We start from the raw sequence: 7,735 nt of genomic DNA, 5'->3' as shown, positions 1-7,735 counted from the left end.
CTTGTGAGCATTTAATATTTAAAGTTTCCAGAACCGAGGTTCTGTCGCACTTCATTAAACGCCCACGCTTATCGGCTGTTAATTTTTAAAGATCATCTGCATCAAACGCGCCTGGCGCTGTTTGCATCGCTGCGAATCGTTTTGTTCGTCAGCAGCAGAGAAACGAGATTATGTAGCAGTTAGTTCATCGCGTCAACTACTTTTTTGCGATTCGCTTTAAATTTTTTCGTCTTCGCTTTTGCTACCGCTTGACGACTTCCATTTAAAACGCCCTTCCAACTGCCTCACTACTCACCTGCTTCGCCCACTTTCGTCGCTCTGTTTTTCAACTTCGCTTCGTGTGTCGCGTCAGCAGGGGGCGAACTATAGCAACGCCCTCCTCACCGCGCAAGCACTTTTTGAAAAATATTCGAAAATAATTTAGCAACGGGACCGCTACGGTCTGCACAAGCTCCGGCAAACCCGCTACGCGCGCCGATTGCGTCGGATGCAGGGCAATCAGACCACCGCAAAAGCAAGAGGCCATCCCTCGCGGGATGGCCTCTTGCTTCCACTTTCCCATCCGTTCAGAGGAACCGGGCCGAGCCGGGTACCCTGACACTATTCTCAACCCGCCTTCACAGTAAGGTCGCTCTTCACATCGCGCACTCCGTCCACGCCCGCCACCAATTGCAATGCATGCTGGCCAAGTTCGGCGCTAGGAACCGAGCCCTTGAGTGTCACGACCCCATCCTTGGTGCTGACCTTGATCTTCAGCGACGAGATCTGCTTGTCCTCGACCAGCGCAGCCTTCACCTTGGCGGTGATGACGGAATCATCGATATAGGCGCCGGCCTTCTGCGCAGTAGGCATGTCGGCCCGGGTGGTGTCGGCGGCCTGGACCGCCGGCGCGGCGGCAGCGATCAGAAAGCTGGCAGCCAGCAGGCGGGCGGCAAAGATGGTCTTGTTCATGGCGTTCTCCTTATGAATCAGTCATTGTGGCACCGCTCTTCCTTCGACTCCTATATAGAGTGCGACAGAGCGGCATGTGTCACCGGTATCGCAAGGGCCATGCCAGACGGCATTTTTCCCATTGAAATCAATCACTTGGAAATAATGATAGACACGGCAGAGATCACCAGCCGGCGAAAAACGGCGATTTCTGTCGGGTGGCTGCGACTCCGTCCAGGCTAATTCACGCAAGTGCTTGATTTCAAACGGTTCCGTCCTGTCGCTCCATCGCGACAGGCAACGGGACAGGCTCGTCGCCGCCCCGGAAGCGGCGCGGGTCGAGGCCATTCTTCTGCAGCAGGCGATAGAACTCCGTGCGATTGCGATCGGCCAGGCGGGCCGCGTCCGATACATTGCCATCCGTCAGCTTCAGCAGCCGCACCAGGTAGTCCCGCTCGAACTTCTGCTTGGCCTCGGCATAGCGCAGCAGGTCCAGGGTGGGTACGCGCAGCGCGCGCTGCACCAGCGAGGCCGGGATCAATGGCGCGGTCGAAAGCGCACAGACCTGCTCGACCACGTTATAAAGCTGGCGCACATTGCCCGGCCAATGCGCCAGGCTCAGCACCTCCAGCGCATCCGGGGCGAACCCGGTCAGGCGCTTGGGATACCTGGCGGCAATGCTCTTGAGGAAATGATTGGCCAACAGAGCGATGTCCTCACGCCGCTCTTCCAGCGCAGGCAACTGCAGCGTCACCACGTTGAGCCGGTAATACAGGTCCTCGCGGAACTGGCCCTCGGTCATGGCCGCTTCCAGATCGCGATGGGTGGCGGAGATCACGCGCACGTCGACCTCCGTGGCCTGATTGGCACCAACCTGGCGCACGGTCTTTTCCTGTAGCACGCGCAGCAGCTTGACCTGCAGGGCCATGGGCATGTCGCCGATCTCGTCCAGGAACAGGGTCCCGCCATCGGCCGCCTGGAACAACCCCTCCCGATGCTCCACGGCCCCGGTGAAGGCGCCCTTCACATGGCCGAACAGTTCCGACTCCAGCAACTGCTCCGGAATGGCACCGCAATTGACGGCGATGAAAGGCTGGTGGGCGCGCGGACTGGCGCTGTGGATGGCACGGGCCAGCAGCTCCTTGCCGGTACCGCTGTCACCGCGAATCAAGATGCTGGCATCCGAGGCCGCCACCAGCCGGGCCTCGGCCAGCAATTCGTCCACCCGTTGGCTGCGGCTGATGATCCCGGCGCGCCAGGCTTCGTCCGGCGCCTCCTGGGCTGGCGCCGACAGGCTCAGGGCCTGGGCCACCTTATCCAGCAGGACATGGCCATCGAAGGGCTTGGTCAGATAAGCGAAGGCGCCCTTGGTGGTGGCATCCACCGCATCAGGGATGGTGCCGTGGGCGGTCAGCAGGATCACCGGCAAAGCCGGATAGCGACTGCGGATCTCGGCAAACAGCGCCAGGCCGTCCATGCCCGGCAGCCGCACATCGGTGATCACCAGCGCCGGCAATGCAATGGCCAGCTGGGCCAGCGCGGCTTCAGCGCTTTCCACGGCCAGGATGCGGTAACCACTGGCATTGAGCCGCAGCGTCAGCAGGCGCAGCAGGTCGGGATCGTCATCGACCAGCATGAGGGGGGCAGTCTTTCCCATCGGGACTCCAGTTCCAGTCAAAAAGGAACGGACCCCGGCGGGGCTGGCCTCACTTGCCGCCGGCCGGCAGGGTCCGTTCGATATTCTTCAGCGCTTCCAGCTTGTCGTTGAGCTGATCCACCTTGCGCTGGGCTTCCTTGAGCTGCACCGAAGACTTCTCGGCACTGTCAGCCACCCGGCGCAGGTCGGAATAATGACCGACCAACAACTGCGCCAGCGGCTTGAGCTTCTCCGCTTCGACGCTGCGATCGGCCATGACGTTCCATAGCTGGGCTTCGGCCTTGGCCAGGTCGATGCCGTCGCGGGTCAGCGACAGCGCCATCGCACGCCGCACCGTGGTGGCCGGGCCGGCCGGATAGCTGTTCAGGCGTTGCAGCTCGCGCCCCAGTTCGGTTGGGGACATCTTGCGCAGCTGGGCGTTATAGGCCAGCAGTTCGTCGATGTTGCTGCTGGCGTGGATCAGCTGGACGGTGGAGGTCGGTGCTTGCGGCTGCGTCGTGCAGGCGGCCAGCAGCATGCAGGAAGCCAGGATCAGTATCTTATTTTTCATCAGGCAACTCGATTCGGAAATGCGCCCCGCCCTCGCGCGGGACCAGATAGACCTTGCCGCTGTGCGCCTGCACGTACTCGCGCACCACCGACAGGCCGATGCCATTGCCCCGGCGTGCGCCAGGTGGCTGGTGCAGGCCCTGGTAGAACGGTTCGAAGATGCGGGCCGCGTCGGTGGGAGCCACGCCCGGCCCCTGATCGATGCATTCGACCCTGACCATCCCCGGCGCCTCGGCCAGCATGAAGCGGATAAAACCGCCCTGCGGGCTGAAACGTACGGCATTGGACAACAGGTTGGCCAGCACGATGGCCATCTTCTCGGGATCCACTACCACGGTACGGGCGGCCCCCTCAATCTCCACTTTCAGCTGGCGCGCCAGCCATTGCAGGCGCTGGTCGTCGATCACCTTGTGCAGCAAGGCACGCAGGTCCACCGGCACCGGGTGGATGCGCTGGGCATCGAAGGAGACCTCGTTATAGCGCAGCAGATCCTCGATCTGGGTCTGCAACGACTGCGTGTTCTGGCGCAGGATGCGGGCGATCTCGCGCTGGTTATCGGTGAGTTGCCCGGCCACGCCGTCATCGAGCAGGGCCGCGCCCTCGCACAGGGCCGACAGCGGCGTCTTCAGTTCGTGCGAAACGTGGCGCAGGAAGCGCGACTTCTCGGCCTCCAGATCCGCCAGCCGCTGGCGCAGCCAGTCCAGCTGCTGGCCCAGGCGGCGGATGTCGGCGGGGCCGCGCACGTCAATGGGCTGATCGAAGCGGTTATCCCCGAGCCGGCCGATGGCCTGCTCCAGGCGCGCCATCGGCCGCGACAGCCACAGGCCGAAGCAAAACGCCAGCAAGACCGCCAGCACGATGGCGCCCACCACCTGGGCGGTCAGCAACTGGCGCTGCTGTTCCAGCGCCGCAGACAGCGCATTGTTGCGGCGATCGACCTCGCGCCGGCTCTCCAGCGCAATGCGCTCGTTCAAGGCCGGCAGGCGGGCGAAGTCCTGAAACAGCTTGGCCTGCTCGCCCTTGTCCTTGCGCGAATCGGCCTCCAGCACGGCAGCGGCCTCATCGACATACAGTCCCCACTGGCTGAACATTTCCCGCGGCGCCATCGGCAGGGCGTCGGACAGTTCGCCCAGCGCCTGTCGGGCCTGCTCGCGCGCCTCATTGAACCGCTCCTGGAAGGACGCATCGTCGAGTACCAGGAACTGGCGCGCACTGCGCTCCATGGCCACCGTGCGCTCGGCCAGGCGCTGCGCCGCCTCGGTCAGCTGCACGGCCTGCCGGGCGGTCTCGCGGCTGTTGGCCGACATGCGGTCCAGCGTGAACAGGGCATGGATGGAAGTGCCGCTGAGCAGCGCCGCGATCAGCAGGAACGCAGCCAGCAGCAGTTGCCGGAACGACAAGCCGAGATAGCCGGGCTTGCGCGTCGGCGCCGGTGTGGGCGGATGAGTGTGCTCGATGGCGTTCAACATGCGATTGATCTCGGTCCCTCAAGACTTGCTTCGTTACCCGGGTGGGCGCAAGGCCCCACCCGGCCCGGAACATGCCGACAGGAAACGTCGGCCCTCAGGTCGCGGGCACACATTGTAATCATTTGTCGAGCCGGCCGCGATGCGCCGGCCGGGATCGCATCAGGCCTGGTCTTGCGGTCCCAGGAAATCCAGCAGCATCAGCGCCACCACCTTGGTCGCCTTGCGCAAGTCATCCAGGGCCAGGTTCTCGTCGGCCTGCTTGGCATTGGATTCCATCAGCGTACGCGGGCCGGCGCCGAATAGCACCACCGGGATACCCTGCTCGCCATACAGGCGGGCATCGGTATAGAGCGCCGAGCCGTTGGTGGTGAGCGTTTCGCCCATGACCGTCTCGGCATTGCGCAGCAGGCTCTGCACCAGCTTCTCGTGACCCGGCAGCGGGCGCAGTGCACGCGCCAGCAGCAGCCGGCGGATTTCCACGCGGATGCCCGGCAGCCCCGCCACGGCATCCTCGATCAGCTTGCGTACGCCGGCCTCGACCTGCGCCGGGTCTTCCTCGGGGATCATGCGACGATCCATCTTCAGCACCACCTTGCCCGGCACCACATTGGTATTGGTGCCACCATCGATGCGGCCGACGATCATGGTCGGATGGCTGATGCCGGGGATGGAGGAACGGATGTCCTTCAGGCCGGGCAAGGCGCCATAGATGGCGTTGAGGACGGCATTGGCGGCCTGCAGCGCATCGTGACCGGTCTCGGGCATGGAGCCGTGGGTGGCGCGGCCATGCACGGTCACCTCGAACTGCAGGCAGGCGTTGTGGGCGGTCACCACGTTATAGCTGAAGCCGGCTGCCAGCACGTAATCCGGTTTGGTCAGCTTCTGCTCCAGCAGCCAGCCCGGGCCGAGCAGGCCACCGAACTCCTCGTCGTAGGTGAAATGCAGCTCGACCGCACCGCGCAGCGAGGCGCCCAGCGCCTCCAGCGCGCGGGTAGCGAAGATATAGCTGGCGAAATCGCTCTTGGAGACTGCCGCTGCCCGGCCATAGATGCGGCCATCGGCCACTTCGCCGCCGTAGGGGTCATGCGACCAGCCCTCGCCGGGCGGCACCACATCACCATGTGCATTCAGGGCCAGGGTCGGACCGCCCTCGGCATAGGGGCGACGCACGATCAGGTTGGTGATGCTCTGCATGCCGTAGTCCCGCACCTGCTGTTGCGGCACCGGATGCTTCTCGGCATTCCAGCCCCAGGACTGCACCAGCTCGGCCACCGCATCGGCGTGCGGGGCGTTGTTGCCGGGGGGCGTATCGGTCGGGATGCGGATCAACTGCTGCAGCACGCCGACCTCCTCGTCGAAATGCTGATCGATCCATGCGCACAGGCGCTCCGACAACTGCTGTTTGGACATGCTGACGACTCCGTGATCAAAACGCGCCAGCCACGCCGGCGCAAACCGCCATCATAGCGCAGCCGCCCTGCTCGTGGCCGCCGCCAGCGCACTCGGGCGTTCCCCGCTATCATTGTGCGGCGCCGCCTAGCCGAGCGGCATACGTCTTCATTGCAGAATTCCAAGAGCACACCAGCGGCGGCAGACCTCCCGGGCGTCATGCCGGCACGCACGCCTTCGCCCGATATCCAAGACCCATGTCCACCCTGCCCTCCGCCCCCGGCACCACCAGTCCCAAACATCACATCGTCATCGCCGGCGAAGGCCTGCCGCCGGAACAACGCGGCCGCGCCATCCTGGCGCTGGGCATCGCCGTGGGCCTGGCCACGCTGGACACCGCCATCGCCAACACCGCCCTGCCGGCCATGGCGCTGGACCTCAACACCACACCGGCCGCCTCGGTCTGGATCGTGACCGCCTACCAGCTGGCGATGATGGTGTCGTTGCTGCCGCTGGCGGCGCTGGGCGAGATCGTCGGCTATCGCCGCATCTATGTCTGGGGCCTGGTGCTGTTTACCGCCGCTTCGCTGCTGTGCGCGGTGGCCTGGTCGCTGCCCACCCTGGTGATGGCGCGTTTCCTCCAGGGCCTGGGCGGGGCCGGCATCATGAGCGTGAACACCGCGCTGATCCGCTTCATCTATCCGACCCGTTCGCTGGGACGCGGCGTCGGCCTGAACACGCTCATCGTGGCCATCGCCTTCACGGTCGGCCCCTCGGTGGCCTCGGGCATCCTCGCCATTGCGCCCTGGCCCTGGCTGTTTGCGGTCAACGTACCGCTGGGCGTACTGGCGGTCGTGCTGGCCCTACCCTCACTGCCGCATACCAACCTGTCCACCCACGCCTTCGACCTGCGCAGCGCGGTGCTCAACGCGGCGGCCTTCGGTCTGCTGATCCTGGCCATCGGCGAAGGCGCGCACCAGGCCCAGGCCAGCGTGGTCGGTCTGGAACTGGCCGCTGCCATCGTCTGCGGGCTGTTCCTGCTCAGGCGTGAGCTATCGCATCCGGCGCCGATGCTGCCGGTGGACCTGTTCCGCCATGCGATGTTTTCGCTCTCGACGATCACCGCCATCTGCTCCTTCGCCGCGCAAGGCCTGGCCTTCGTCTCACTGCCCTTCTTCTTCCATCACGACCTCGGACGCAGCCAGGTCGAGATCGGTCTGTTGATGACGCCGTGGCCGGTGGCGGTCGCCATCATGGCGCCCATCGCGGGGCGGCTGTCGGACCGCTATCCGGTCGGCATTCTCGGCGGTGTCGGGCTGGCCCTGCTGTGCGCGGGCCTGCTGTCGATGACCTTCATGCCGGCCGCGCCCACGGTGTGGGAAATCAGCTGGCGCATGCTCCTGTGCGGCATGGGTTTCGGCTTCTTCCAATCACCCAACCTGAAGGCATTGATGACCAGCGCCCCCCCGCACCGCAGCGGCGGCGCCTCCGGCATCGTGGCCACCGCACGCCTGCTCGGCCAGAGCGTGGGAGCGGCACTGGTCGCGCTGTGCTTCAATCTTTCCGAAGCTCAAGGCTCGCGGCTGGCACTGGGATTCGGTGCCGCATTCGCAGGGGTGGCGTGCATCGCCAGCTTCCTGCGCCTGCTGACCAAAAACCCCTATGCACCACCGCTGAAAAAATAAGTTTTTCTCACCGTTCCTCACGGCCACCGCCTGGCCAAATTCCCATGCGGTGGCTG

The 7,735-nt window shown here is 64.5% G+C and carries 6 protein-coding genes; 1 reads left to right on the top strand and 5 read right to left on the bottom strand.

Annotated features, from left to right (window positions below; all coding sequences use genetic code 11):
- Positions 1-606: 606 nt before the first annotated feature.
- The 5 genes from VE092_RS09240 to VE092_RS09220 all read right to left on the bottom strand — a co-directional run bounded on the left by VE092_RS09240 (position 607) and on the right by VE092_RS09220 (position 6,015).
- Positions 607-951: a BON domain-containing protein gene (locus VE092_RS09240; protein WP_324875986.1), complete on the bottom strand. Its 345-nt coding sequence runs from the start codon at positions 949-951 to the stop codon at positions 607-609.
- A 241-nt stretch (positions 952-1,192) separates the two neighbouring features.
- Positions 1,193-2,587, bottom strand: a complete 1,395-nt coding sequence (locus tag VE092_RS09235; protein ID WP_324875984.1) for a sigma 54-interacting transcriptional regulator — start codon at positions 2,585-2,587, stop codon at positions 1,193-1,195.
- 49 nt (positions 2,588-2,636) lie between these two features.
- Positions 2,637-3,137: a hypothetical protein gene (locus tag VE092_RS09230; RefSeq protein WP_324875982.1), complete on the bottom strand. Its 501-nt coding sequence runs from the start codon at positions 3,135-3,137 to the stop codon at positions 2,637-2,639.
- Positions 3,127-4,605: a HAMP domain-containing sensor histidine kinase gene (locus VE092_RS09225; RefSeq protein WP_324875980.1), complete on the bottom strand. Its 1,479-nt coding sequence runs from the start codon at positions 4,603-4,605 to the stop codon at positions 3,127-3,129. The genes VE092_RS09230 and VE092_RS09225 overlap by 11 nt, the downstream gene beginning before the upstream one ends.
- A 159-nt stretch (positions 4,606-4,764) precedes the next feature.
- Entirely contained in the window at positions 4,765-6,015 is a 1,251-nt protein-coding gene (locus VE092_RS09220) for an ArgE/DapE family deacylase (RefSeq protein ID WP_324875978.1), read from the bottom strand.
- 236 nt (positions 6,016-6,251) lie between these two features.
- Between VE092_RS09220 and VE092_RS09215 the strand changes: the two genes are divergently transcribed.
- Entirely contained in the window at positions 6,252-7,679 is a 1,428-nt protein-coding gene (locus VE092_RS09215; RefSeq protein WP_324875976.1) for an MFS transporter, read from the top strand.
- Positions 7,680-7,735 lie beyond the last annotated feature (56 nt).

The organism is Herbaspirillum sp. (genome assembly GCF_035644555.1).
Classification (GTDB): Bacteria; Pseudomonadota; Gammaproteobacteria; order Burkholderiales; family Burkholderiaceae_D; genus Herbaspirillum.
This window is presented reverse-complemented; position numbering and strand designations above follow the sequence as displayed.